Here is a 24,415-nt window from a genome sequence, read left to right as displayed (position 1 = left end):
AATTTTAACTTCTTTTTTTAATACATTTCGCCTCTTAACGAGGTTTCAAATATGGTTTTAAAAACATCTGTAGCTATTTTTTGACCTAACAAATACATTAGTTTTGTAACAGCCGCTTCCGTTGTTATATTATGTCCTGAAATAACCCCTATATTCTTCAGTTGCGTACTGGTTTCATATTGTCCCATCGTCACGGAACCTCCGCTACATTGTGTAACATTAATAACGCAGATATTCTTTTTTATTGCCTTCTCTATTTCTTCAACAAACCAATCCTCTGATGGTGCATTACCGGAACCGTATGTTTCCAGCACAATTCCTTTTAGCCCCTGAATGTTAAAAATCGCCGACAGTACTTCTCTGTTCATCCCCGGAAACAACTTGACAATGATGACATTATCATCAAAAGTTTTATTTACTTTCAACTTCTTGTTCCCCGTCTTTTTTAAAAGGATATCCTTATTTACTTTTAAATGAACTCCTGATTCTGCTAATTCAGGAAAATTAGGCGATGTAAAAGCATTAAAATGTTCTGCGCTTATCTTTGTAGTTCTGTTTCCGCGGTATAATTTGTATTCAAAATACAGGCACACTTCCTGAATCACCGATTTTCCTTTTTCCTGTAACGAAGCTATCTGAATTGCCGTGATCAGGTTTTCTTTGGCATCAGTACGCAAATCTCCGATAGGCAACTGCGATCCTGTAAAAATCACCGGTTTTCCTAAGTTTTCCAACATAAAACTCAATGCTGAGGCACTATATGACATGGTATCCGAACCGTGTAACACGACAAAACCATCAAAATCAGAATAATGTTCTTCTATGATCGTGGCTAGTTTTTTCCAATGTTGCAAGCTCATATTAGAAGAATCGATAGGTTCTTTAAAGGAAACCGTATCTATTTCGCAATCCAATAATTTAAGCTCAGGAATATTTTTAAGTAGTTTTTTAAAATCAAACGCTTTGAGAGCACCGGTATCGCTGTCTTTTACCATACCAATTGTCCCTCCGGTATAAATAAGTAATATTTTAGCTTTCAAAACCTGCATTCTCATACCTCATTTTATTTACAACCGGATTAGCATACATTGCCAGGAAACCTTTTCGAAGTGTATCATTGTCTGCATCTATTCGCATTTCTAATCTGCGCTCAAACAATTGCTTTTCTTTTTCTGAATATTGATCACTGAAAAACTGCGTTTCATTTAACAGGTCATACGCAATAAAATTAGTCGGCCATAATTTGTATGATTGCAAAATAGAATCATCAATAACCTGCGCCAGTGCCTGAATTTGTTTATTTACGTTTTCATTTTCAGCTTTGATATTTTCCAGTTCACGATCCAAAACATCTCCTACATGAATATGGATTCGCTTCTTCTGCCCTATAATTCCGCTGATCAGGTTAACAAAATCTTCATTTTTTTCTTTCACATACACCTCATCTTTAGCTTGCGCCAATAATTGCGGCATTTTCAAAGCATCAGTAGGGTCATATTCATAAGAAATAGAAACCGGAACTATTCTCAATTTTCTGAAATAATCCATACAATTCTCTTTTCCGGCTGCCATAGCGATCATCTTCAATACCCCTTGATGTGTTGCGTCATTTCCGTCCTTAGTTCTGCCTTCTTTTTGTGCTACCCAAACCGAACGGTTCTCTTTTGCTAAAAGCTGGTAGATATATTCAGAGATCACTTTGGAGCTCTGTAACAGTTCTCTGGGAGGAAGATTTCTTTTTACTAAAAAATTCCTGTTTAACCGGGAAAGTTTTAGTAAAATATCTTTCTGAACCAGATTATCTCCTATTGCTGAAGCCGTCATGACCAATCCATGATCAAACAATGAAACATTCAACAAAGATGTATCTAAGATTATGTCTCTGTGATTAGAAATAAAAAGATAAGAAGTATTGGGTTCTAATTTTTCAAAACCGGATGTTGTTAAGCCGTCTGAACTTTTTTGCAGTACCTTTTGAATGGATTCGTAAACAAAATTTACCTGAAAATCACGAATAGAATGCGTTCTCTTTAATTGTTCCTGCCAAATTTCGTCTCCGACATCAGGGTAGGTAAAGTTCATCATTGCCTTCATCATAGGATGATTGATAACGGAACGTAAAGCTTCATTTACTTCTGAATCATAATAAGGACGAATGGCATCAAATTTTGTCATAATAATAAAAACAAAGCACAAAAAAACGAAAAAAATAATTAACTCCGTTTATCAATTCGTTAAATTCCAAAAACAGCCTTTGCGTTTTGAGTTGTTACTTCAGCAACTTCCTGAGGGGAAACGGTATAAATATGAGCTAGTTTTTCTGCAATCAAAGGAATATAACTGCTCTCATTTCTTTTTCCTCTATAGGGAACGGGAGCTAGATAAGGAGCATCTGTTTCTAAAACAATGTTTTTCAGATCTATTTCATGTAAAAACTGGTCAATCTTACCATTTTTAAATGTCACAACCCCTCCGATCCCTAATTTCATATTACAGTCTACTGCCCTGATCGCTTGTTCTTTATTTCCGGTAAAACAATGAAATATCCCTGACAAACTTTCTCCTTTTTCCTCTTCTAAGATCTCAAAAACCTCATCAAATGCATCTCTACAATGAATATTAATAGGTAATTGGTGTTTTTTTGCCAATTTTATCTGATATTGAAAAGCTTCTTGTTGTTGTTTTAAAAAGGTTTTATCCCAATACAAATCAATTCCTATTTCGCCTACGGCATAAAATGTTCTTGAAGCCAGTTCTTTTTCTACAAAAGCTAACTCTTCTGAATAATTTTCTTTTACGTGGGTAGGGTGTAATCCCATCATCAAAAATACATTTTCCGGATACTCTTTTGCTACAGCATACATTTCTGCCGAATAGGACGAATCAATAGAAGGCACAAACATTTTAGTCACTCCTGCATTCAGAGCTCTCTGCATCATTGCTGCTCTGTCTTCTTTAAAATCTTCCGAATATAAATGGGTATGGGTATCTATTAACATCATTCTTATACTTTTCTTTTCCGGCGCAAATTTACAAAGATAAAACCAAGTTTACCCCACTCTAATATTAAGACTTTCTTCACTTTTTAAAAATGAAAAAATCACTATGTTTGACCCATGGAAGATTTACAAGACTTTTTAAAAGAAAATAAATATAAAAAAGTCCGTTTTAAAGTTTTAAAAACCCAACACTTATTAGTTAAAGCTAAAATAAACGGAATCAGTGGTATTTTTATTTTAGATACCGGTGCGAGCAACAGTTGTGTAGGCTTTGAAGGAATTGAAAAATTCAAACTAAGATCAGAAGAATCGGAAACCAAAGCCTCAGGAGCCGGCGCTACCGGAATGAATACATTACTCGCCAAGAACAATATTTTACAAGCCGGCAGGTGGAAAGATAAAAAACTGCACCTTATTGTTTTTGACATGAGTCATGTAAACAATGCTCTTGAGCAATACAAAATAAAACCTGTAGACGGAATCATAGGAGCCGACATTCTTTTAAAAGGCAAAGCCATTATCGATTACTACAATCACTTACTGTTTTTGAAGTAAGCTTTAAGAAAATACGCAACCTTTTTTGTTTTTCCTCATCTAATAAGAAAAACAAAATGCTATGAAAAAGATTTTTAAATTAAACCGTACAGCGCAATTAATTGCCTTTTCAGCGCTTCTTTCACTAACAGTCAGTTGTAGCGATGATGACTCAACAGACACCAACCAGAATATCCCGACAGCTCAGGAATTCAGCTCTGTAAGAGAAGATGCTTTGCTTTCCATCACACAAGATTTCCAATTCGACGCTTCTGACGGATACGTTAATTTAACTTCTGAAAAAGGGGTTTTTCTTACTATAAACACTAATTGTTTAACCCTTAACGGCAATCCGGTTAGCGGAACCATAGATCTGGAATACGTTGAGATCTTCAGCGGCGGAAACATGATCGTTACCAACAAACCTACTATGGGCTTAATGAATGACGGAAATAAATCATTATTACTTTCCGGCGGTGAATTTTACATTAATGCAACTCAAAACGGACAAACATTAGAACTTAGCTGTCCTATTACCATAAACATCCCTACTTCTTTGACAAATCCGGGAGGCGATCCTAATATGACATTATGGGATGGTACAATTGACGAAAACGGAAACCTTACTTGGGATGAACAAGAAGATACAACCGGTAATCAAAATATTTTCATAGAAGGCCAAGGAGATACAGCTACTTATTATGCGTATTTTGATTCTTTTGGCTGGACCAATGTGGATCAGTTTTACAGCGATCCTAATCCTAAAACAACGATACTTGCTTCCGTTCCAAACGGATATGACAACCAGAACTCCGCTATTTATCTGCATTATGACGGAAAAGGAAATGCTCTGGCATTATTAGATACTTATGATCCTGTTACCGGATTATTCTCGGAACATTACGGACAAATTCCTATCGGATTAGATTGTCACATCATTTTTACTACAGAAAGTAACGGTCAATGGCGTTACGCCATTAAAGAGGTTACTATTGAAGCTAATGCAGTTTACAATTTCACTTTATCGGAAACTGTTTTAGGTACTGAACAAGAATTAATTGATGCTATAGATGCTCTGCCTTAAAAAAACTGAAATAATTTCGGATTAATTATACTTTACTTTTAATGCAAAAAAAGCGGTCAAATGACCGCTTTTTTATTCTGTATAAATATTATTCTTTAACTGGGTAAACATTTCTGTCGTCATCGATTCAATATCAAAATCATTTTGCCACCCCCAGTCTTTTCTGGCAGCAGAATCATCTATACTCGCCGGCCAACTATCTGCTATTTTTTGTCTGAAATCAGGTTCATAGTCAATAACAAAATCAGGATAATGCTTTTGGATCTCTTCCGCAATTTGTTTTGGTGTAAAACTCATAGCTGCTAAATTATACGACGACCGGATCTTTATCTGATCAACCGGAGCCTGCATAATTCCGATAGTAGCTTTAATCGCATCATCCATATACATCATCGGCAATTCTGAGTTTTCAGATAAAAAGCTGGTGAACTGTCCCTCCGCCATCGCTTTATGGTAAATATCCACAGCATAATCTGTTGTTCCTCCTCCCGGTTCCGTACTCCAACTGATCAAGCCCGGATAACGTATACTTCTTACATCAACACCATATTGTGCATGGTAATACTCGCACCATCTTTCCCCGCATTGTTTTGAAATCCCGTAAACAGTTGTCGGTTCCATAATGGTGTATTGAGGTGTATGATGTTTCGGTGTAGTTGGTCCGAAAACAGCAATACTGGAAGGCCAGAAAACCTTCTGGATTTTCCCGGCTTTAGCCAAATTTAAAACATGAAATAAAGAATTCATATTCAAATCCCAGGCAAATGCCGGATTCTTCTCTGCTGTTGCCGAAAGTAATGCAGCCATCAAATAAACATCTGTAATCTCATATTCCTCTACCAAATGTTCAATCTGATTGTAATCCAGCGCATTAACTACTTCAAAAATTCCGTTATTCACCACATCATTATTCAGTTTCCTGATATCAGAAGCCACTACATTTTCCACTCCGAATGTTTCACGTAATTTTGCCGTGAGTTCAGTCCCTATCTGACCACATGCTCCAATGATAAGAATTTTAGTTTTCATTTAGCTAAATTTGCAAACAAATATAGTCCATTTAGAAATATGTTTTTCATTGTCGTTTAAAATATTTTCACAAAAAAAGGCTAATTTGTATTATATTTTCAAAACAACGGCTTAAAAATAAATATTCAATAATTTACAACTCAAACTCAGCCAATTTGTTAAGAATTCCTTTTAATCGAAAACCATTAATCAAACATTTGTATTTTTGCTTAAATTCATGAAGCATGAAAAAACTATCAATCGTTTTATTATTTATAGCAAATTTTCTTTTTTTAACCAATTGCCAGAACTTCTCAGACAAAAGAGAATCTGCCCAAAAAGAACAGGCTAAAAAAGACTCTATTTTTACTTCCATTTCTAAAAAATGGCATTTTGATTTCCCTTCTGCAAAGCCGGAAGTAAACCAAGCTATGACCGATTGGAATCAATGGGTACAGTTCAAACAAGAGCTACAACAAAAACCCAAAACTTCTTTACTAGCCTTTCAGATGAAAGTTAAAAATGTATCTGCTAAATCCGATAGCCTGCATCTTACGGTTCCGGATGATTTTAACAACCCTCAGGTAAGAAGCAGACTGATAACCCTTGATACTAAGATCAAATCACTTGACACTTATATCCATTTACAAAGCATTCCTGAAAAAAAGGTTTTAACTCTTATTTCTGAGATCAATGAAGAGATCAAAGGCGTATATACCCAGATGGATGAAGTTGTTATCAAAAAAGCGATCCCAAAAGAAATTGGTGAAGAAGAAATGCTAAGAGCTCTTGACACAACTCGAAATGCTAACTTTGACAAGATGCAGGATGCCATGCAAAAAACTGAAGATTAATTTGTTACTTTTACACAATAATGTGACAGGATGAAAAAAACACAACTCTTAGTGTTATTAGGACTATGGTCAATCGTAGCTAATAGCCAAAATATCATTTTTGAAGACAATGCTTCTAATTATTCCGGTAGTTGGACAAATGGTAGTAATTCAGGAACCGGATTCACAGCTTGGGATCTATGGACACAGAACACTGACGCTTCTAATTTTGCGGGACATTTTTTAGCTAGCTCAGTAAGTAACGGATTCGGTGATATTGATACAAGCGGCTCTTCTTTCGGAATGTATGGAAACCCAAGCGGTTTAAATGTTCAGGCCAATGCTCAGCGTTTTTTGAACAATACCGGTTCTCCGGCAGTAAGCGGAAGAGAATATTTGCTTCCCGGGCAATCTTTTTCTATTGATCTGGCAATTGCTTACAGAAACGGCTATAAAGGCATCGATCTGATGGATCAAAATTATACAATTCTATACAATTTCAACGTGGGCAATGATCTGTACAGCACTACTGATTCTTCAGATTTAGGGTGGGCTTACGACCAGAATTCCGTTTTTAAACTTACTGTCCATCAATTTGATACCAATACGTACGAGGTTGTGATTACACGAGGAACGGATACTTATTCTTCAGGTTCAAGAACCGGACAATTTTCAGGTTTTAAACTTTATGTAGGCAATACAACCGACGGAAATGCCTTGAACAATTTATACTTCAACACTTTAAAAGTGGAGGAATGTGCCATGGTTACAACTTGGGACGGCTCTACCTGGGACAGAGGAATTCCTTCCGCTAAAAAACAGGTTGTTTTTTCCGGAAATTATGCAGCAACTTCAGATCTTACTGCTTGTTCCGTTCAGGTAACTAATAATGCTACTGTCACAGTAAATAGCGGCATAACCATTACTACCGAAAATGAAGTTCTTGTGGATAGTGGTGCTGATTTCATTTTTGAGAACGATGCAGCTCTTCTTCAAAACAATGAGCTCGCTGTCAATACCGGAAACGTCACCTACAAAAGAGATTCTTCGCCTATGCGTATCTACGAATATACCTATTGGGGATCGCCGGTTAGCGGACAGGTCTTACATACCTTTTCTCCCCTTACTTTATCTGATAAATTCTTTTCTTTTAATTCGACGATCAATAACTGGGTTGGTGAAAATCAAAACAATATTATGACTCCGGGAAAAGGATATGCGATCAGGGCTCCGCAAGGTTATAATTCCACGCCGCAAACTTTTAACGGTGAATTTATAGGGACGGCTAATAATGGTGATTATACTTTTTCACTTGTTGACCACAGTATTGCCGGAGCGTATAATTTTGTCGGAAACCCTTATCCTTCTGCCATTAGTGTCGCTTCATTGATTGACAATTCCACTGTTGGTACTTTATATTTCTGGACACATAATACCGCTATAAACGGCGGACAATTTACTTCGGATGATTATGCTGCAAGAACCAAATTCATTGGAACGGCTGCTGCTTCCGGAGGAACAGCTCCCGGAGCTTATGTTTCAGCAGGACAAGGTTTCTTTGTTTCTTCCAATGCATCTACTACCCTTACTTTTACGAATGCTATGAGAGTATCCGGCAATAATTCTCAGTTCTACAGAAATGTTAGCAGTTGTGCAGATCCCAGTCTTTATTTTTATTGGTTAAACTTAACCAATACGGGCGGAGCATTTAAACAAATTGCTGTCGGATATCTGGAATGTGCCACCAATGGTTATGATAACGGTTTAGACGGTATCCATTCAGCCGGACAATATATCAGTTTCTATTCTATTATCCCGAGTTATAATTTAGCCATTCAATCAAGGGCTTACCCTTGGGATATAAATGACAGTATCCCTTTAGGTTATGTTTCTAACATAACCGGAAACACTACTTTTCAGATTGAATTTGATCACGGAGATACTTTTTTTGATGATAAAGACATTTTTCTTGAAGATACGGAAACCAACACTTATCACAACCTGAAAACAGGTCCTTACAGCTTCAACACTAACGAAGGAACCTATAACAATCGTTTTATTTTACATTACCTGAACAATGCTTTAGGCACTCCTTCTTTTAATTCTGAAAATTCGGTTATGCTATTGAACCATTCTGATTCTTTAGAAATTTATTCTCAAGACAGCTCTATTCAGGAAATCCTTGTTTTTGATGTTAGCGGACGAACTATTCTGCAAGAAAACACAATACATTCCGGACGTTATAATCTACCAAAAAATGTAGCTCAGGAACAAGTGATCTTTATTAAAGTTACTTTAGAAAATGGTGTAATCGTTAATAAAAAATACATATTTTAACTTTTATTTGACAAAACTTAACCATCGACTAACTCCAATTAGTGCGATGGTTTTTTTATTTTTGTACCTCTTATAATTAATGTTTTGAGCAAAACCGATATTTTACATTTATACGAAAAGAGCGGAACGGTTTCTGCTATTAATGAAGCACTTACCAATCGAAGAAAAATAGATGTGACCGGACTTACCGGATCTTCTCTTTCGTTTGTCCTTACCGCTTTATTTCGCAAAAGCGAACTACCTTTTCTATTACTCTTCAATGACAAAGAAGAAGCGGCCTATTATTTGAACGATCTAGAAACACTGATCAATAAAGACGATGTGTTGTTTTATCCGGGTTCTTACCGTAGGCCTTATCAAATTGAAGAGACGGATAATGCCAATGTATTGCTTCGTGCTGAAGTTCTGAACCGGATCAATTCCCGTAAAAAGCCGGCCATCATCGTTTCGTATGCTGAGGCTGTTTTTGAAAAAGTGGTAACCCGAAAGGAATTGGAAAAAAATACGCTCAAAATTCAGACCGGTGAAAATTTATCTATTGATTTCATAAATGAAACCTTATTTGAGTACAACTTTAAGCGTGTTGATTTTGTAACGGAACCCGGTGAGTTTTCTGTTCGAGGGGGAATTGTCGATGTTTTTTCTTTTTCTAATGATAATCCCTATCGTATAGAGTTCTTTGGTGATGAAGTAGACAGCATCAGGACATTTGATGTGGAAACCCAACTTTCCGTTGAAAAGCTAAAGAAGATCAGCATTATCCCTAATGTTGAAAACAAATTGCTACAAGAGAACAGGGAAAGTTTTTTAGAATACATCCATGAAAAAACAGTATTAATCGTTCAAAACACTGAGTTTTTAGGCCATCAGCTCGATAAGTTATTTACTAAAGCTAATGAAGCATTTGAAAAACTATCAACTGATATTAAACACGCCACACCGGAAGAATTATTTGTTAATCAAAGTTCTTTTCTGAAAAGAGCTTTGGATTTTTCAGTTATAGAATTAGATAAAAAACCAGTTTTTAAAACGGATAGGTCTTTTACGTTTCATACTTTACCTCAACCGTCATTCAACAAACAGTTTGACCTGTTATTGAATAACCTGAATGAGAATCACTTCAACGGTTATACCAATTATCTATGTTGTTCTAATGAAAATCAGGCTTCTCGTTTTCATGATATTTTTGAAAGTATAGACGAGCAGCAACATGAAAACAATCGCAAACAATATAAAACCATTGTACTCCCTTTATACCAAGGGTTCATAGATGAAGAAAACCGGATTGTTTGTTATACAGATCATCAAATCTTTGAACGGTATCACAAATTCAACATTAAAAACGGTTATTCCAAAAAGCAAACCATCACGCTAAAAGAGTTGACCTCACTTTCTGTCGGGGATTACGTAACACATATAGATCACGGGATCGGGAAGTTCGGCGGACTGCAAAAAATTCAGGTTGAAGGTAAAACTCAGGAAGCTATCAAACTGGTTTATGCCGACAATGATATTGTCTATGTAAGTATTCATTCTTTACATAAGATATCTAAATATAACGGAAAAGACGGAGCGCCGCCCAAGATTTACAAACTGGGTAGTAACGCCTGGAAAACCCTAAAGCAAAAAACCAAAGCCCGGGTTAAACATATTGCTTTCAATCTTATTCAGTTGTATGCTAAAAGACGTTTGGACAAGGGTTTTCAGTATGCTCCTGATAGTTATTTACAGAAAGAATTAGAAAGTTCCTTTATTTATGAGGATACTCCGGATCAAATAAAAGCTACTGCCGATGTAAAGACCGACATGGAAAGTGAAAGACCAATGGATCGGTTGGTTTGCGGAGATGTAGGTTTCGGAAAAACAGAAGTTGCCATAAGGGCTGCTTTTAAAGCCGTTGATAATGGAAAACAGGTTGCTATTTTAGTTCCTACTACTATTTTAGCTTATCAACATTACCGTACTTTCTCAGAACGGTTAAAAGACATGCCGGTTACAGTTAGCTACCTGAATCGTTTCAGAAGTGCCAAACAAAAATCAGAGACTTTAAAAGGCTTAGAAGAAGGCAAAGTAGATATTATTATCGGGACACACCAACTGGTGAATAAAAATGTGAAATTTAAAAACTTAGGCTTATTAATCATTGATGAGGAACAAAAATTCGGTGTAAATGTAAAAGACAAATTAAAAACGATCGCTACTAATGTTGATACCTTAACCTTAACAGCAACACCTATTCCGCGAACGCTTCAGTTCTCATTAATGGCTGCCAGAGATTTATCGGTTATTACTACTCCGCCGCCTAATCGTTATCCTATAGAAACGCAAGTGGTTCGGTTTAATGAAGAAATCATACGCGACGCTGTTTCGTATGAGATCCAAAGAGGCGGACAAGTTTATTTCATTCACAATAGGGTTGAAAACATCAAAGAAGTTGCCGGTATGATCCAGCGATTGGTTCCGGGAGCTAAGGTTGGCATAGGTCACGGTCAAATGGAGGGCAAAAAGCTAGAAGAACTAATGCTCGCTTTTATGGAAGGTGATTTTGACGTTTTGGTAGCCACAACCATTATTGAAAGCGGCCTAGATGTTCCTAATGCGAATACTATCTTTATTAACAATGCAAATAATTTCGGTCTTTCTGACCTGCATCAGATGCGAGGGCGAGTTGGTCGAAGCAATAAAAAGGCTTTTTGTTATTTTATCACTCCTCCTTATTCGGCAATGACCGATGAAGCCCGTAAACGTATACAAGCTTTAGAGCAATTCAGTGAATTAGGAAGTGGTTTTAACATTGCCATGAAAGATCTTGAAATTCGTGGTGCTGGTGATCTTCTGGGTGGTGAGCAAAGCGGTTTTATCAACGAGATCGGTTTTGATACCTACCAAAAAATAATGAATGAAGCTATTGAAGAGCTTAAAGAAAATGAATTTAAAGATCTGTATGAAGCTGAAAACGACATTGAGACCAAAGAGTTTGTAAAAGAAATTCAGATCGATTCTGATTTTGAATTGTTATTTCCCGATGAGTATATCAATAATATCACAGAGCGTTTAAATCTCTATAATGAACTAAGCAATATTAAGACTGAAGCTGAACTTGAGGTTTTTGAACAACAGCTATCGGATCGTTTCGGTTCGTTACCTAAACCGGCCGTTGCTTTACTCAATAGTGTTCGGATTAAATGGAAAGCCACTGCAATGGGTATTGAAAAGCTGGTTTTAAAACAAGGTAAAATGGTAGGTTATTTTATCAGTGACCAGCAAAGTGATTTTTATCAAAGCAACCGTTTTATGAAAGTGTTACAGTTTGCCCAACAAAATGGCAACATCTGTAAAATAAAAGAAAAACAAACCAAAAACGGTTTGCGCCTTCTTTTGACTTTTGATCATGTAAAAAGTATTAATAAAGCATTAGAATTATTAAAAGCTTTTTAACCTTTATAATATAAGTGAATGACAAAGGTTTTTTCTGAAAAAACCTTTGTCTCAACTTTCAAAGAAAGGACATTTTTTTATTCTTAAATCTTTGCTTTCTTTTAAATTCAGCACCTTGTTTATTGTATTATCTTCTTTATTTGTTTTGTCCTCTTTTTTATATTCAATCAATTCAAAACCGTAATTTGCTTTTTTGTTTTCAAACCGGATAATGCTTCCATTGAATTGCTTGGTGTTAAAAATGCAAGGTTGTATATACCATGGCAACTCTTCAGTAACGTAAACGGCAATATTATTGTCTTCTGAGACATATTTAATTGCTTTAAATCCTAAAATTTTCTTCTCGATCTGCGTTTTTTTAAACGTTACTTTATCATATTTAAAGTTTTCCTGATTATCAAGTTTATAACTAACGACTCCGTTCTGATAATTTATAAAGATATTTTCGTCTCCACTTACATTTGATACAATCCCGTCATTATTTAAACTCTCCGTCGTTTTAAGAAAACATACTTTGCTAGTAGATACAAAATTATAGACCAACCCACCTAAAAAATAATCTCCTATTTGGGACTTGCTATCTATTTTTAACTCCTTGCTTAAGTTACTAATCATTTTATATTTAGCACTATAATACGAAGTTGTTTCATTCGTAAAACCAACGAACAGATATACTATTACCAATAATAACCCTTTCATTTCTAAAAAATATTTTCTTATAAAAATTAAGTGGGAATGAACTTCCCACTTAACTTCTTACTAATTAATTAAATATATTGGCATTATTTAAGTCATCGATAAACTTATCATCAAACTCTCCTGTTTGTAATACCGGATCCTTTAAATCGGTTTGTACATATACAATTTTTCCTTTGGGATCAGTTGCTGCCGAAGCTCTGAATGTTTGAGTTCCTGAACAGTTTCCGGACATTGTAACAGTACCGTGAATTGAATTCACTCTCGGAGGGATAATATCGTAATCTACTGTTATATCATAATCTACAACACAGCCCCCGCTTAATGTTATAGAACCTTTAATATTTTTTGTTTTTTTCAGAATTGTAGAAAGTTCTGAATCATGCTTTGGATTTACTCCATTGTTAGCCATCATCAAGCTTGATGAGAAAAGGAAAAGTAGAGCTGGGATAAAAAATAATTTTTTCATAAAATAAATGTTTGATTGTTACTATTATAAAACAAACCGGGACTAAATAAATAAAAGCATTTGCAATTCTTTTTTACCTATCTTGTATATGATAATTACTTCCTTTTTCTAATTAAAGACCTTACGTTGGCCGAACGTTGAAGTTTTAAATAAAAACAAGTAAATATTTCATGCAAAAACTAATAAATAAATAAAGTACTACACTTTGTTTGTTTCAAATATATAACACTATTGTGTTAAATCGTATACATTTTTTATGTAAATTATGTTAAATTTTATATTTAACAATATAAAAAATCTGTCATTATAAAAGACTTTTAAGCGTTAGTGTATCCAGACTTAACATAAACTTTCCTGATACTTCAGTATAGTACTCCAACTTTTCTTTTCGACTCTGCCACAGCTTACAATAGCATTTTCCAGCTGTCCCATGATCACATTTATTTTATTATTTTCAAATAATCTGCCATAAGCCTCTTCCATTTTACCTTTTTCAAAAATGGCTTTTTTCAATTCATCTGACGAATTAATATTTGGCAGTACTACAAAGGGAAAATTATCAAATTCTTCAACTTTAGCGTTTATTCCTTTAACATGCGCTTTGATCTCGTTTGATAAATCATCTACTATTTGTTGTGTTACCTGTCCCATTTGTTGCAATCTGTTAATTTCACTCAGCACAAACTTTCTAACACCTAACAGATGTCTATAGAAATCAACAATTTTTTGGTGTTGCTCATAATATTCTAATAGTAGTTTCTCTTTTCCTGCTTGTTTTGCCTGACCATAAAAGAAACTGACAAAATCTTTATCCCAGTTTACAAAGTTTTCATTAAACATTCTTTCCCTATCACTTAGAAGGATGTCGTATACTGTTTGTATTGTTTTTTTAGTGTACTTTACATCCTTATAAAGAATTTCTTTCTGCTTGGTAGTACCGGAAGCTATTTCGTTGCATTGTTTCATCAGAGCTTCTGTTTCTTTTACCGGAACCATCAATCTTTTTATTTCTTCCTTTAATTCGGTAAGGGTCGTTTTCTTTTCTTGGTTTTCCAAGTCATTAAATGACGGAATGCTAATAAATCGGTTTAAAAAAGTTTCTTCGTAGAGTGAATCAAACTGATTGTCTTGATTTTCAGTTTCTAAGAAAGAATCAAATTCTTCTGTGGTTGCAAAAACATTTGGTTTTTTTCCCAAGTATTGGTTGTACACTAATAATGTCAACTGTTCCTGCAATTTTTCTTTATCATCAAACAATACCCAAGCCGGTCGACCATCTGTATCTGATTTTATAAAAGGAGATTTAGCATTCGCCTCTCTCAGGTTACTTGGCGGATGCGTGGCGTACATACTTACTTTTGCATTTTCATGACCGGAAAAATATTTTATATTCCCGAATTCATCTGAAGGCAATTTTTGTTTTTTGTCATCAAGTCCGCTTTTTACCAGAGCTGTATCGTTATGGTTGTATAAGTTAGCAGAGTATATATTATTTTTGGAAGCATGGTAAGCCGAATCTATAATTGCATTCCAATTTGTAAATCCGTGTTCCAGTTTCCATAATGCCGAAACAATAGATTCGCTTCCGGCTACTTTTACGGCTACTTTGTCAGCATTGAATTCCATTTCCAGTGACAAAAGAGAATTCATCCTGTTCAACAAAAGGTAAAAAAGTTTCAGGATATTTCTGATGATCCATATCAGTGGCGTTATGATCCAGGCGGCAAATGAAAGCCGAATATCTGAGCTTCTCCATTGGTCCAGAAAATCATCCCAACTGTCTCTGTTATAAATCATATCGTGAATTATAGTATTTGCACTGTGGATATAGCTTCCTATTTTCATACTTCTTTGGGAAAAGTGTCCGAATTCGTGAGCAATCACGGCTTTGAACTCGCTAACGTTCAACGTACTGACTAGACCGAGACCAATGGTTAGCTCTTTTCTCGTCGGAAAGAACAAACTCAACCACACATTTGTATACGAAACATAGGCATTCACATCTGGGTCTATAAAAATATTCTTGGGCTTCGGGGCATTTGCTTCTTTACAGATAAATTCTATAAAACTATACAACTGCGGATATTTTTCTTTTGATAATTTGATCCGGTTTTCCGGTTTTACATTTTTTAATTTAAAAATAAACTTAAAGGTAAAGATCAGCAACATGACTGATCCGGCAATAGCTCCTACCTTCATTAAAATAGTCAATTTATTTATCCTTCCCACATCATAGGTTATTGCCCAATAAACCAGATAGCATAAGGCTGTAACCAAGGAAATGTATAATATGAAAAAGAAAAAAATGGAAAAAATGGCTAATGTTGCTTTTAACATATAGCTCTTAGGTAGCTTAACCAGGTCCTTAGGCACATCTTTAGGTGCTGAAACAAAAGCAGTATTCATAAAAATTTATTTACACCGAATTTATCAAATTCCTTATGAAAAACAAAAAGTCCCGAAAATAAATTCGGGACCAGATGTTCTTAAAAAAAGAAAATTACTGCTATTAACCATTACAAATATACAACCTTAAATGTTAAATAAATGATTTTTAATTATTAATTTCCTTTTAAAAACGATTTTATTTCACAAAAAACAAAAAGTCCCGAAAGGATTTCGGGACTAGATGTTCTTGATAAGAAATAAAAATTACTGCTATTAACCATCACAAATATACGGCAGACTAAACCTAACTCGGATACAGAAAAAATGTATATTTTGTTAAAGTTTTTAGAAGTTTTTCCTTTATTCTGTTTTTAAGCCTAAAAACTATTGTCGCGTCAATATCAGATCTACTTTAGGTAAAAACATAGGAATATCTAACTGGTCATTGTAAGGACATGGTCCGTCCAATGTAAAATACTCTCCATAACTAAAGTTCTTATAGAGTATCTCGTTAGGGTTATTATCATATCTTACTAAAGTAAAATCAGCACTATTATTGCAATGATATTCCTTGTCTGTAAAACCAAAATAGAACTCCCTACCATATATTGTATGACCAAATATTAGATAATCATCAAAATTAGCAAAAGAAGATTCATCATAAATCACTTGATTTGTAGCTAAGTCGGTTACTTTTAGTTTACCTACAACCCTGTCTCTAAACTCATATTCTCCATTTGGAAAAGTCATTAAATGTTGTTCAAACAACACAAAAGTAAAAGTGTATTTTTTATTATCGGCTGTTCCTTCCCATGTTCCCAACCAAAACGGAAATTCGTTGTCCAAATCTTTTAAATAAGCACCGTTGGGTAATCTAATGTTCTATAAGGGACAACAGTAGTTACTGTCTGACACTGTACATTCAAACTAATTAATAGTAAAGCGAGGATTTTAAATAGTATTTTCATCTTTACTTTTTTAAACGTTGGTTCTGAATTAATCCTCAAAACCAACGTTCTAAATTACTGTCTTGTTAATACAAAATCTTGAGTGGGCAAAAACATGGGAATATCTGATCGATTAGTATAAGGGCAATCTTCCATCAAAAAAAACTGATTATACTCAAAAGCAGTATATATAATTTCATTAGTATTGGATCCATTCCTAAGTAATGTAAAATTTATAGAATTATTACAATGACTTTCACTATCTGTAAAAGAAAAAACATAGCCAATATTATTCCCATAGGCAAGTAACTCTATTTTATAATCATCAAAATTCGTCACGGCTAAATCATTATACAACTCCTGACCTGTGATTAAATCTATAACTCTAAATTTACCTACAAGTTTATCAATGTAATAATATCTTTCCGAAGAAAATGTTGTAAGGTGATGTAGAAATACCGTAAACTGAAATGTATATTCTTTATTATTAGTTGTACCTTTCCATGTGTCTTCCCAAAAAGGCAGTACATTATCTATATCCTTTAAATAGCCTCCTGTATTAGGCTCTTCTAATGAGCTTAAAGGCAAGGTTTGACAATTTGCATAAAATGCAAATAACACAAAACAAAATGTTCTTAATAGTGTTTTCATATCGCTATTTTCCTTACAAAACCAAATTTTTATTCCCTAAAACTATTGTCGCGTCAACATCAGATCTACTTTAGGTAAAAACATGGGAATATCTAACTGGTCGGTATAGGAACAATCCCAATACCAATATTCATCATAACTAAAGTTCTTATAGAGTATCTGGTTAGGGTTATTATCATATCTTACTAAAGTAAAGTCAGCACTATTGTTGCAATGGTTCTCTTTATCATAAAAACCAAAATAGAACTCCCTTCCGTATATTACATTCCCTTTTATTATATAATCATCAAAATTAGCAAAAGAAGATTCATCATAAATCACTTGATTTGTAGCTAAGTCGGTTACTTTTAGTTTACCTACAACTTTGTCCTTAAATTCATATTCTCCATTTGGGAAAGTGATTAAATGTTGTTCAAACAACACAAAAGTAAAAGTGTATTTTTTATTATCGGCTGTTCCTTCCCATGTTCCCAACCAAAACGGAAATTCGTTGTCCAAATCTTTTAAATAAGCACCGTTGGGGTAATCTAATGTTCTATAAGGGACAACAGTAGTTACTGTCTGACACTGTACATTCAAACTAATTAATAGTAAAGTGAGGATTTTAAATAGTGTTTTCATAATTATTATGTTTTAATCGCATGGTGTTTCTTCTATTGTTAGCCCAAAAAAAGTATTTTTTAGTGTTTTTTGAGTCCATGCTATAGTATAATTGTTAATATCAGAAGTGTCTTCATTTTCCACCTGCCCTTCAAATAAAGCTACCTTATTATCAAGTTGCATTTTTTTAAGGGCTTTTAAAAACATCTTTTGTAATTGTTCTTTTCTAGCACTTAACGTAGAATATTCTCTTAGAATTTCTTTGGCTTTATCTTCATAACCTTCTTTCCAACCTCTTAAAAAAGTTTTTGTCTCTTCACTTAAAGCACCTATTGGTTCAGCAATAGTAATGGCAAATATACCTTCATTTGAAATCATTATAACAAATGCATTTTCAGGAGTATTTCCATTAGCGTTTTGACAAGTCCCTAACAATTGCTTTAAATCACCGGGTGAAAGCATTTTAATTTGGGCATCAAAAGTGTTACCATTGGTATCTGTCTCTGGCTTGTTATTATGTACATGCGTTCCATTCATAGATCCTGGAAGAATTTTCAAATGGTTCGTCCCATCAGCTACTCCGTCAACATACTGTTTTACCCCGTTAATTTCCTGTTCGCAAAAACCGGTTTCATGGTCTAAATTAAACTTTTCCGGTGTATTTAAGGCTTTAAATTTTTGTTTATATGCCGCACTGCCCGTGCCGGCTTTTATTCTGTCGCAAGGTGTTTCGGGCTCTTCTGCCGGCTCTGTTGCCGGACTGGATATGATATCACTGTCGCCGCAACCTTTGCAGGTATCGCCTATATCTGTATTGTTGCCACTATCAGAGCTATCTCCTGTTGTGCTTGTACCTCCGGCACTACCGCCTACGCCGCCCGAGGTCTCTACTCCGGTTGTGGTGGTGGTGCTTCCGCTGCTGCCATCTGTTCCGTCATCGTAGTAATTCCAGGTACACTCGTTGGAGACCAATACCCATTCTTCCGTGTAGAGTTCGCCACCTGTGTTGTCGCCCTGGTGAGCCGGTACAACTTCCAATGACCATATTTCTACACAACTGTATTCCAGCACCATTTTATTTAACTCGCCGCTGTTGAAGACCGAAGTGTCAAAATCTATCGGATAATAACGGGTCGTTGTGTTGTTCAGTGTTGTTTGAGACACAGCATTGTATTCATCCTTTGAAAAACCGTATTCCACAATATACGCATCGTAACTCCCGTCGGAACGCGACGATAGCAAGAGGTTTTCCAAATGGGAAGTGACCAAACTGTCCCGCGTAAGCGGAAAGTTATAGGAATGTTTCCCGGTTGTGGTGTCTTCCACGTATTTCACATAAGCGGTGTTTACGGAAAAGCCGTAGGTTGAATTGTAAAGGATTCGGGAAGTACCTATCGGTGTTCCCGTTCCGGTGGCTTGTGCTTTGGTTTGCCCTGCAATCTTTTGTAATTCGTCCATAACCTTAGCATTGGACAGGATCTGTTCACTATCCAGAACCCGAATGTCAAAACGGGAGGTTGTCAGATTGTAGTTTGTTGTACTTTCCTCATAGTCTTTCTCACAGTTGGTCAACAGCAGCACTAAGAGTCCCGATAAACTTAAGAGCAGTCTTTTCTTTCGTTTTAATTTCATTTAATAAACATTATACCTTTTTATTTCTCACTATGACGGCTGAAAAGGGTTTATGATCCGTTTGGGACAATTAATACCTCTACACTGTACTTTTTTACTGTACAGGAAAAGAACAAAATGTTGATAGGGGAATCGGGATCAAATGTATAGCATTGTTCTTATAACTCGGATACAGGAAAAATGTACATTTTGTTAAAATTTAATATTTTATCTGTACGAGACGTAAAAAATCCACAAAAACAAAAAGTCCCGAAAGATTTCGGGACTAAATGTTCTTGATAAGAAATAAAATTACTGCTATTAACCGTAACAAATATAGCGCCTATATTTGTTAACTTGGATACAGAAAAAATGTATATTTTGTTAAAGTTTTAGAATTTACAAATTAGAGAGCCACTGCTCAGGGTTTAATGTGGTTGTATTTTGCAGAACTAAAAATTTAATCACTGCTTTTCCACTGGAATCGGTTACTATATGCCCTATGGTTTGTTTGATACTTACCTTATCTCCTACTGATACGTTTACACTGTCGAGGTTTTGATAGATCGTAATAAAATCTCCGTGACGGATAAACACCGCTTTTTTGGTTCCCTGAACCACCTGAACCTGTAATACTTCGCCATCAAAAACGGCTCGGGCTGTTGAACCCGGCAAAGCAGCTATTTCAATTCCACTGTTTAAGTGTGTTACATTTTTATGAATAGGATCCTGATAATTTCCGTAACGCAATTGGATGTATCCTTTTTCAACCGGCCATGGCAGTCTTCCTTTATTTGCTTTAAAATTGTCTGAAACTATTTTCCCTTCCGGCGTTAAAATGAATTTACTGCTTCCTCCTGTATTTTTAACTCCGGTTTTTGCAGCCGTTTTTTTGTTGGCTGCTGCAATGGCTTCTGCGATCAGTTTCTTAATTTTAGCATCTATCGCTTTTTTCTCTTTTTCCTTTTTTGAAATTTCGGCAGCGTATTTTTTCTTGTTTTTCTGAAGGTCTTTGGCTAATTTTTCCTGTTCTTTCTTTTGTTTCTCCAGTTCGGCTTTTTCTGCTTCACTTTCTGCCAAAACTTTTTCTTTCTGCTTTTTACTGCTTTCCAATTTTTGTTTTGCCTCTGCTAACTTTTCTTGTTTTTCTATAATTTCATCTCCCTGCATTTTTCTAAAGTTAGCATATTGCTTCATATATTGAATACGCTTATAGGCTTGTAAAAAGCTATCAGAGGACAGAATGAACATAATCCGGCTTTTTTCGTTTCTGCTTTTATACGATTTAACGATCATCTTAGCGTAGTCTTCCTTTAAAACCTTTAATTCTCTGTTCAGCTTATTGATCTCAAGTTGCGTCAGATAAATATCATCTTCGAGCAATCTTTTTTGTCTGGCTGTGGTACTGATAAGTTTTTCACTTAATCGAATTCGTGCTTTTTGTTCTTCAATTTGACTTAAAACCGATTTTTCTTTTTTCTTTTCCGTTTGCAACAGTTCTTTAAAAGCCGCGATCTCTTTTTGAATCTGAATCTTTTGCTGCTCTAATTGTTTTTGTTCTTTTGACTGGGCAAAAGTAACGATGGAATAGAAAAATACTAAAAGCGCTAAAATACGGTTCATTCAACTTTGTTAATTCGATTACTAATTGTTTATCGTTACTCGTTCATATCCGTTAGGGATGGAGAAGGGAAAATTCAAATCTTCGTCAAAGGTAACATTCTTATAGGTTAAATCAATATTTATAATCTCATCCTGTTGGGCAGCAATAGCGATTTCATTGGGTAGAAAAAGGCTTCCGGTCTTACTATGTGACGGATATTCCACCGTTAAGGCTCTGTTTTTACTTTTTTGAAGGATGGTTTCTTTCTTTACTAAGAAATTAGCGGCTTCAAAGTAAAATTCCTTTTCAATATCCTCTTGCTTCTTTTCTGAAAGTTTGTATAAATTATCCTGAATCTGAGCAATATATTTCGCTTTTGTTAAATCGTCAATAGCTTTCCCTAAAAATAGGTTTTGCAATTTTTTGAAATCCAGATCCGTTCCCAACCAGTTGCTGAGCAATTGAAAATCTCCTTTAAAATAGGTTCCGTTTATTTTTTCAAAATATTGCACTTCTGTCGGTGTGATTAATGCTTTTGCCATTGGGATACCGATAAATTTTACATTAACCCATATTACCTGATCTTTTTTAATCCGGATGTCCGCTGAAACACTTTGCGATTGTTTATCGTCACGATATTTTGCATTGGCTCTGATATTTATTGTTTTAAAATCGGAAGGCAATGCATAATGTTGCTGAATCACTTTAGAAGCTGCCAAGTCTTCTTCAGCCGCCGATTCGGCAACTGCTTTTTTAGCTTTACAGGAAACTAATAGGCTTATCAGGGCAAAAACCCATATTATTTTTTTAATCATCATTTTTGACTTTTTAAACTCTCGGCTTTGGAAAGATACTGTTTACTTTGTTTCTCGTCTCCCAATTCCCGGTAAGACTCGCCTAATAAGTAATTAAAATAAAATTCCTGATCCGGATCATCTACTACAAATTCTAAGCCATTTTTTAAAAAATCAATCGCTTGCTTGTATTCTCCTAAATTAAAATGAGCCAAGCCGGCATAATAATACAATTTTGGCTGTGCCGGAAAGGTGTCAATAAAAATTTCTGCTTTAACCGCTAATGCTTCATAATTCTTTGCATTTGCTAAATTGTCCAGTAACAGTGAAATACTTTCCCAGTCATTCGGATCGTGCATTAATGCTTTTTCCAGAAACAATGAGGTTTTCTCGTAATTCTTTTTGTTGAAATAAAATTTGGCTACTTCTTTTGAAACATTAATGGTTTTATCTTCTGAGAGTAAATCGACTGCTTGATCTAGTTGGACATCGTATTGCGTTGCATTGGCAGAGAAGATTAAAAACTCATTTAACAATCTGTGTTTTAACTTGATATCTATCTCTTTGCTTTTTAAAACCTTTAGCATGGAATCGGCGGCTTTTTCACCGTCATTCTCATTTAGATAAAATTTAAACAAACTTATTTGTGCCCATTCCGAATCGGGAATTTCTTTTGCCAACTGTTTGGCCACTTCAATTGCCTTTTCTTCCTGATTCATTTGTGAATAGTAAAGCATGAGGTCTAAATAAGATTGTTCGTTTTTCGGATTTTCCGCAATAGCTTTTCTTAGCTTTGATTCTAAAGATCCGTCATTCTGCGCTGACTCTTCTGTTAGTTTTCGTTTATAGAATTCCATAGTCTGACTCAGAACCGAAGTCTTTTGCATATCTTCCAACAGCTTTAAAGCTTCTTCATGCTGACCGGTATATACATAAAGAGACACCAGATCTTCTTTCATATTCTCATCAAATTCAATGAGTTTTTTTACAATGGTAATTGATTTCGGATATTCTTTTGTTGTATAATATACATCATACAGACCGTTCCAGTACCAACGTTCATTAGGGTTGAGATCAACTGCTTTTTGAAAGGCTATTTCAGCTTCAGCATATTTTTTTAAATCCAGATTGTTTTTACCTAATTCATAATATAATGCTGCATTATCAGGATCAGAATCGATACATTTTTCAATAGCAGTAATTGCTTTGTCATAATTTTCTATGGCTCGCTGCTTTACTGCTTCATAAAAATTATTTTCTAATTCGTCATTGACCATAGCAATATCATCAGGATTATCTTGTGCCAAAGCTGGCAGGACAAAACCGATAATTCCAATAAAAAGCGCTATTTTTCTAAATTGTTTCACTATTCTAATACGGAATAATCTCCGATGCTTACAGATGTAAATTCACCATCAAACTTAGCGTGATTTCCGATCATGGCATTGTCTAATTTAGCATTGACGATGACCGCATTGCTCTGTACCAAACTATTTTTAATTTGTGAATTGATCACTTTTGTTCCGTCGCCTAAGGAAACATTCGGTCCGATAGTGGCATTTTCCAATTCTACATTGTTCCCGATATAGCACGGCGGAATTATGGTTGCATTAATCATTTTAACTGATTGCGAAACTAAAATTTCTCCGTCTCTTTCTAAAAAGCTCAACATTCTGGAATTTGTATCAACCGTAACGTTCTTGTTTCCACAATCCATCCATTCTTCAACTTTTCCCGGAACAAACTTCATCCCTTTTTGTTTCATGTTCTCTAATGCATCCGTCAGTTGATATTCTCCTCCTTTTACAACGTCATTATCAATCAAGTATTGCAGTTCTGCTCGTAAAGTTTCTCCAGATTTAAAATAATAAATCCCGATTATCGCTAAGTCTGAAACAAACTCTTTCGGTTTTTCTACAAAATCAATGATCTCATTTTTATCGTTTAACTGCACCACTCCGAATGCACTCGGATCTTCTACCTGTTTTACCCAGATCACACTGTCTGCTGTTGTATCTAAAGAAAAATCAGCTCTGAACAATGTATCTGCATAAGCCACTACGATAGGTCCGTTCATACTTTCTTTAGCACATAAAATAGCATGTGCTGTTCCTAATGCTTCATTTTGATAGTAGATCGTTCCTCTTGTTCCTAAGCTTTTTGCTATTGCTACCAAATCTTCTTCTACGGCACTGCCAAAACTTTCATGAATGATAAAGGCTATTTCATCGATCGGTTGATCGATCACTTTGGCAATATCTTCCACTAAACGGTGCACAATGGGCTTACCTGCAATCGGAATTAAAGGTTTCGGAACTGTTAATGTATGTGGGCGAAGGCGTGACCCGCGTCCCGCCATTGGTACTATTATTTTCATGTTTTTACGTTCTTAACTTCAATATTTGTTATTCAAAGTTCAACAT

The 24,415-nt window shown here is 35.2% G+C and carries 20 protein-coding genes; 5 read left to right on the top strand and 15 right to left on the bottom strand.

The window, feature by feature from the left end:
- Nucleotides 1-17: 17 nt before the first annotated feature.
- The 3 genes from DI487_RS07940 to DI487_RS07930 are packed head-to-tail and all read right to left on the bottom strand — an operon-like array spanning nt 18 to nt 3,002.
- Nucleotides 18-1,055, bottom strand: coding sequence for an asparaginase (locus tag DI487_RS07940; protein ID WP_245896559.1), 1,038 nt, complete (start codon nt 1,053-1,055; stop codon nt 18-20).
- Nucleotides 1,030-2,175 (bottom strand): 1-acyl-sn-glycerol-3-phosphate acyltransferase, encoded by a 1,146-nt coding sequence (locus tag DI487_RS07935; RefSeq protein ID WP_109569167.1) that lies wholly within the window; start codon nt 2,173-2,175, stop codon nt 1,030-1,032. Before DI487_RS07935 ends, DI487_RS07940 begins: the two co-directional genes overlap by 26 nt.
- Nucleotides 2,176-2,234: 59 nt before the next feature.
- Nucleotides 2,235-3,002, bottom strand: coding sequence for a TatD family hydrolase (locus tag DI487_RS07930; RefSeq protein WP_109569166.1), 768 nt, complete (start codon nt 3,000-3,002; stop codon nt 2,235-2,237).
- A 114-nt stretch (nt 3,003-3,116) separates the two neighbouring features.
- Between DI487_RS07930 and DI487_RS07925 the strand changes: the two genes are divergently transcribed.
- Nucleotides 3,117-3,554: a retropepsin-like aspartic protease gene (locus tag DI487_RS07925; RefSeq protein ID WP_109569165.1), complete on the top strand. Its 438-nt coding sequence runs from the start codon at nt 3,117-3,119 to the stop codon at nt 3,552-3,554.
- Between the two features lie 61 nt (nt 3,555-3,615).
- Entirely contained in the window at nt 3,616-4,617 is a 1,002-nt protein-coding gene (locus DI487_RS07920) for a hypothetical protein (RefSeq protein WP_109569164.1), read from the top strand.
- A gap of 72 nt (nt 4,618-4,689) precedes the next feature.
- Here the strand turns inward: DI487_RS07920 and DI487_RS07915 are convergent, their stop codons facing one another.
- A complete protein-coding gene (locus tag DI487_RS07915; protein WP_109569163.1) occupies nt 4,690-5,646 on the bottom strand; it encodes an NAD-dependent epimerase/dehydratase family protein in 957 nt (318 codons plus the stop codon).
- 224 nt (nt 5,647-5,870) lie between these two features.
- Here DI487_RS07915 and DI487_RS07910 point away from each other — a divergent pair, with 224 nt between their 5' ends.
- The 3 genes from DI487_RS07910 (at nt 5,871) to mfd (ending at nt 12,233) form a co-directional block, all read left to right on the top strand.
- Nucleotides 5,871-6,479, top strand: coding sequence for a hypothetical protein (locus DI487_RS07910; protein ID WP_109569162.1), 609 nt, complete (start codon nt 5,871-5,873; stop codon nt 6,477-6,479).
- A 30-nt stretch (nt 6,480-6,509) separates the two neighbouring features.
- Nucleotides 6,510-8,795, top strand: coding sequence for a hypothetical protein (locus DI487_RS07905; RefSeq protein WP_109569161.1), 2,286 nt, complete (start codon nt 6,510-6,512; stop codon nt 8,793-8,795).
- A 138-nt stretch (nt 8,796-8,933) separates the two neighbouring features.
- Complete coding sequence (mfd, locus tag DI487_RS07900; RefSeq protein ID WP_245896564.1) at nt 8,934-12,233, top strand: transcription-repair coupling factor; 3,300 nt, start codon at nt 8,934-8,936, stop codon at nt 12,231-12,233.
- Nucleotides 12,234-12,284: 51 nt separating this feature from the next.
- Here mfd and DI487_RS07895 read toward each other — a convergent pair whose 3' ends face one another.
- The 11 genes from DI487_RS07895 to DI487_RS07845 form a co-directional block, all read right to left on the bottom strand.
- Nucleotides 12,285-12,932, bottom strand: coding sequence for a hypothetical protein (locus DI487_RS07895; RefSeq protein WP_109569159.1), 648 nt, complete (start codon nt 12,930-12,932; stop codon nt 12,285-12,287).
- Nucleotides 12,933-12,996: 64 nt separating this feature from the next.
- Entirely contained in the window at nt 12,997-13,398 is a 402-nt protein-coding gene (locus tag DI487_RS07890) for a hypothetical protein (protein ID WP_146193402.1), read from the bottom strand.
- A gap of 339 nt (nt 13,399-13,737) precedes the next feature.
- Nucleotides 13,738-15,804, bottom strand: a complete 2,067-nt coding sequence (locus DI487_RS07885) for a M48 family metallopeptidase (protein WP_109569157.1) — start codon at nt 15,802-15,804, stop codon at nt 13,738-13,740.
- Between the two features lie 366 nt (nt 15,805-16,170).
- Nucleotides 16,171-16,632, bottom strand: a complete 462-nt coding sequence (locus tag DI487_RS07880) for a hypothetical protein (protein ID WP_146193400.1) — start codon at nt 16,630-16,632, stop codon at nt 16,171-16,173.
- A 176-nt stretch (nt 16,633-16,808) separates the two neighbouring features.
- Nucleotides 16,809-17,384 (bottom strand): hypothetical protein, encoded by a 576-nt coding sequence (locus DI487_RS07875; RefSeq protein WP_109569155.1) that lies wholly within the window; start codon nt 17,382-17,384, stop codon nt 16,809-16,811.
- Nucleotides 17,385-17,426: 42 nt separating this feature from the next.
- Entirely contained in the window at nt 17,427-18,005 is a 579-nt protein-coding gene (locus DI487_RS07870) for a hypothetical protein (protein ID WP_146193398.1), read from the bottom strand.
- 12 nt (nt 18,006-18,017) lie between these two features.
- Entirely contained in the window at nt 18,018-19,616 is a 1,599-nt protein-coding gene (locus DI487_RS07865) for a hypothetical protein (RefSeq protein WP_109569153.1), read from the bottom strand.
- A 378-nt stretch (nt 19,617-19,994) separates the two neighbouring features.
- Nucleotides 19,995-21,218, bottom strand: coding sequence for a murein hydrolase activator EnvC family protein (locus DI487_RS07860; protein WP_109569152.1), 1,224 nt, complete (start codon nt 21,216-21,218; stop codon nt 19,995-19,997).
- 21 nt (nt 21,219-21,239) lie between these two features.
- Nucleotides 21,240-22,016, bottom strand: a complete 777-nt coding sequence (locus tag DI487_RS07855; RefSeq protein ID WP_109569151.1) for a DUF4292 domain-containing protein — start codon at nt 22,014-22,016, stop codon at nt 21,240-21,242.
- Nucleotides 22,013-23,359: a tetratricopeptide repeat protein gene (locus tag DI487_RS07850; protein ID WP_109569150.1), complete on the bottom strand. Its 1,347-nt coding sequence runs from the start codon at nt 23,357-23,359 to the stop codon at nt 22,013-22,015. Before DI487_RS07850 ends, DI487_RS07855 begins: the two co-directional genes overlap by 4 nt.
- Nucleotides 23,359-24,369, bottom strand: coding sequence for a sugar phosphate nucleotidyltransferase (locus DI487_RS07845; RefSeq protein ID WP_109569149.1), 1,011 nt, complete (start codon nt 24,367-24,369; stop codon nt 23,359-23,361). Before DI487_RS07845 ends, DI487_RS07850 begins: the two co-directional genes overlap by 1 nt.
- Nucleotides 24,370-24,415: the final 46 nt, after the last annotated feature.

Origin of the sequence: Flavobacterium sediminis, from assembly GCF_003148385.1 — a bacterium.
In the GTDB taxonomy this organism is placed as follows: domain Bacteria; phylum Bacteroidota; class Bacteroidia; order Flavobacteriales; family Flavobacteriaceae; genus Flavobacterium; species Flavobacterium sediminis.
The sequence above is the reverse complement of the archived record's forward strand: the minus strand, read 5'-3'. Positions and strand labels throughout refer to the sequence as shown.

What these genes read in the sequence shown, in the direction of transcription:
- DI487_RS07940 (WP_245896559.1), bottom strand. Translation starts at nt 1,055, where the DNA reads ATGAGAATGCAGGTTTTGAAAGCTAAAATATTACTTATTTATACCGGA.
- DI487_RS07935 (WP_109569167.1), bottom strand. Translation starts at nt 2,175, where the DNA reads ATGACAAAATTTGATGCCATTCGTCCTTATTATGATTCAGAAGTAAAT.
- DI487_RS07930 (WP_109569166.1), bottom strand. Translation starts at nt 3,002, where the DNA reads ATGATGTTAATAGATACCCATACCCATTTATATTCGGAAGATTTTAAA.
- DI487_RS07925 (WP_109569165.1), top strand. Translation starts at nt 3,117, where the DNA reads ATGGAAGATTTACAAGACTTTTTAAAAGAAAATAAATATAAAAAAGTC.
- DI487_RS07920 (WP_109569164.1), top strand. Translation starts at nt 3,616, where the DNA reads ATGAAAAAGATTTTTAAATTAAACCGTACAGCGCAATTAATTGCCTTT.
- DI487_RS07915 (WP_109569163.1), bottom strand. Translation starts at nt 5,646, where the DNA reads ATGAAAACTAAAATTCTTATCATTGGAGCATGTGGTCAGATAGGGACT.
- DI487_RS07910 (WP_109569162.1), top strand. Translation starts at nt 5,871, where the DNA reads ATGAAAAAACTATCAATCGTTTTATTATTTATAGCAAATTTTCTTTTT.
- DI487_RS07905 (WP_109569161.1), top strand. Translation starts at nt 6,510, where the DNA reads ATGAAAAAAACACAACTCTTAGTGTTATTAGGACTATGGTCAATCGTA.
- DI487_RS07895 (WP_109569159.1), bottom strand. Translation starts at nt 12,932, where the DNA reads ATGAAAGGGTTATTATTGGTAATAGTATATCTGTTCGTTGGTTTTACG.
- DI487_RS07890 (WP_146193402.1), bottom strand. Translation starts at nt 13,398, where the DNA reads ATGAAAAAATTATTTTTTATCCCAGCTCTACTTTTCCTTTTCTCATCA.
- DI487_RS07885 (WP_109569157.1), bottom strand. Translation starts at nt 15,804, where the DNA reads ATGAATACTGCTTTTGTTTCAGCACCTAAAGATGTGCCTAAGGACCTG.
- DI487_RS07875 (WP_109569155.1), bottom strand. Translation starts at nt 17,384, where the DNA reads ATGAAAACACTATTAAGAACATTTTGTTTTGTGTTATTTGCATTTTAT.
- DI487_RS07870 (WP_146193398.1), bottom strand. Translation starts at nt 18,005, where the DNA reads ATGAAAACACTATTTAAAATCCTCACTTTACTATTAATTAGTTTGAAT.
- DI487_RS07865 (WP_109569153.1), bottom strand. Translation starts at nt 19,616, where the DNA reads ATGAAATTAAAACGAAAGAAAAGACTGCTCTTAAGTTTATCGGGACTC.
- DI487_RS07860 (WP_109569152.1), bottom strand. Translation starts at nt 21,218, where the DNA reads ATGAACCGTATTTTAGCGCTTTTAGTATTTTTCTATTCCATCGTTACT.
- DI487_RS07855 (WP_109569151.1), bottom strand. Translation starts at nt 22,016, where the DNA reads ATGATGATTAAAAAAATAATATGGGTTTTTGCCCTGATAAGCCTATTA.
- DI487_RS07845 (WP_109569149.1), bottom strand. Translation starts at nt 24,369, where the DNA reads ATGAAAATAATAGTACCAATGGCGGGACGCGGGTCACGCCTTCGCCCA.